Raw genomic sequence first — 2074 nt, forward strand, 5'->3', positions numbered from 1 at the left:
CGCCAGCTCGTAGCAGCGCTGCGAGAAGCGCTGTCTCTTCACACTGCCCGGCCGCCCTCGCCTGGAGAAGCACTGCAGTAGCTTCGGTGTGGGTCAGCACGGTTGGCCCTCGCATAGCGCGGCCTGCACCTCGCCAGCGCGCATCGAAGCCCGAAGGGCTACAAAGCGATGAAGCGCTTCGACTCGATCCACATCCCGGACAAGGTCCTCGACGAGAACCGCGCCAGAGGTCTCCAGCTCGATTCGAAGCGCCAGTTCAAGGGAGGGTTGACGGGCGCCGTATGCGACCAGCCGTAGATACGACCAGGACGAGCCGCAAGCGCGAGCAAGGCGCAGGCGCCGTTCGTCTTCCTTCAGGTCACGCAAGTAGTTCTTGAGCAGCATGCCCGAAGGATAACCATATGGTTATCGCAAAGCAATAGCCACTTGGGGACTTACCAAAAGGTTACTCCGTTGGTCAAATCCGCGCCGTGACGAAACACGACATCCGCCTCACCAGGCTGCAGCAGCTGATCAACGAACGCCACGGCGGGAACACGGCCGCGTTCGCGGACTTCATCGGCAAGAAGCGGCCGCAGATCTACCGGCTCTTTTCCGAAGGGAAGAGCCAGCGCAACGTCGGCGAGGACTTGGCACGCGAGATCGAGCAGAAGCACGACCTCCCGGTTGGATGGATGGATGCCGCGGACCAGCCCCCGACCTCGGGAGCCGGATTTCTGGATCGACTCATCGCGCTGCAGAAGGGGTACCTGGCCCTCGCCGAGCCTGAGCGCCAGATGATCGACACCTACCTGCGCGAGCATCCGATGCTGTCGGAGGCACTCAAGGCGAACACCCCCGACAAAGGCCAAGGCCGTCGATGACCGATCGGATCTTTGATCTGGGCGCCTTTGAGGTCGCCCTTGGCCCGTCCGACCCACTTTCAGAGCTGCTGCAAGCCATCCGAGGATCGGGCGAGCCGCACCCGACGACGCTGGAAGACGTAGAGCTGCTCCTGGTCAATCACTTTCCACAGAGCGCCACCCGGCGCCATTTGTGGGACGCCCTGCTGCAGCTGCATGGACGACTGCTGCGCGGTGGACTCAATCGCCGCCAATGGCTTGGCGGCACATTCGTCAGCCCGAACACCGAGCCCGACAGCCTCGTCGCCGTGACGCACCTCGATCACGCCGATATCGCGGACGTCGAACGCCTGCCGGCGGACATTCAGGCAGGCCTACTCAGCAGCGAGCAGTGGCACAGCAGCGATGCCGAGGCGAGCCTCATTCATGGCTGCGTGATCGATCTCCCCGACGATCACCCGCACGCCACGCACATGAAGGTCGTACGCGGGTATTGGGAGAGTCGGCTTGGCTTGAGGCAGGCAGCTCGCCCTTACCAGCATGTCCTGGAAATTGAGGTCGCAGCAGGAGGCATTGATGGCACGCTTCAGTAGTACCGGATGGCGAGACATCAGCCCCGAGGCGGCAACCAAGAAGGCTGCGCGACTGCGGGATCTTCTACTTCAGGCGGACGATGCACTCGCCGCACAGCGCACAGTGATTGAGGCCGATGGCGCCCGCCTGGCCTGGCAGCTTTCACTGCGCGCGCTCGAAGCCGATCGCGATCAACTCCAGAGAGAGCTGTTCGGCCTGCTCAAGCACCGCGAGCATGAGACCGTCGAGTTCACCCTCGAAGGCCAACGCTACGCCGACCAGTACGCTGACCTTCTTGCGATTGGCCAGATTTCCAGCGCCCTCGCTGAGCTGTATGTGCGCGTCGGCCAATCCACCGTTGGCCGCCCTGCCCGGCACCTGCCGTCCGCACTGAAACGCCAGTTCAACATGGCCGCACGGCCCAGCTCAGCGCAGAGCTCATTCGGCATGACGCTGCTGATTCAAACCGACAGCGATTTGCTTGGCGACGACCCCAGACGCATCGCCCTTGACCGACTGCTTCGCCTGACAAACTCGGCTGATGTCTCCCAGAGCGCCGCCGAGCACGGCACCTGGGCGATCAAGAAGTACCGAGACCTGGTGCACACGCTGATTGAGGCCCAAGCCGCGCCGCAGCTGCAATGGACCACGCCCTACGG

At 63.3% G+C, this 2074-nt stretch carries 4 protein-coding genes; 3 read left to right on the forward strand and 1 reads right to left on the reverse strand.

From position 1 onward, the window contains the following. Positions 1-93 precede the first annotated feature (93 nt). Positions 94-384 (reverse strand): hypothetical protein, encoded by a 291-nt coding sequence (locus tag AC1D01_RS31820; protein ID WP_477873507.1) that lies wholly within the window; start codon positions 382-384, stop codon positions 94-96. 86 nt (positions 385-470) lie between these two features. Between AC1D01_RS31820 and AC1D01_RS31825 the strand changes: the two genes are divergently transcribed. The 3 genes from AC1D01_RS31825 to AC1D01_RS31835 form a co-directional block, all read left to right on the forward strand. Further along, positions 471-863: a hypothetical protein gene (locus tag AC1D01_RS31825; protein WP_047506251.1), complete on the forward strand. Its 393-nt coding sequence runs from the start codon at positions 471-473 to the stop codon at positions 861-863. Further along, on the forward strand, positions 860-1435 hold the full coding sequence (locus AC1D01_RS31830) for a DUF6932 family protein (RefSeq protein WP_477873508.1): 576 nt from the start codon (positions 860-862) through the stop codon (positions 1433-1435). Before AC1D01_RS31825 ends, AC1D01_RS31830 begins: the two co-directional genes overlap by 4 nt. Further along, the coding region (locus AC1D01_RS31835; protein ID WP_477873509.1) for a hypothetical protein at positions 1419-2074 on the forward strand (656 nt) is incomplete at its 3' end. The genes AC1D01_RS31830 and AC1D01_RS31835, both read left to right, overlap by 17 nt.

The organism is Rhizobacter sp. P3_B12, assembly GCF_056402895.1.

Excerpts from the sequence above, each read along its gene's own strand:
- AC1D01_RS31820 (WP_477873507.1), bottom strand. The coding sequence starts at position 384 with ATGCTGCTCAAGAACTACTTGCGTGACCTGAAGGAAGACGAACGGCGC.
- AC1D01_RS31830 (WP_477873508.1), top strand. The coding sequence starts at position 860 with ATGACCGATCGGATCTTTGATCTGGGCGCCTTTGAGGTCGCCCTTGGC.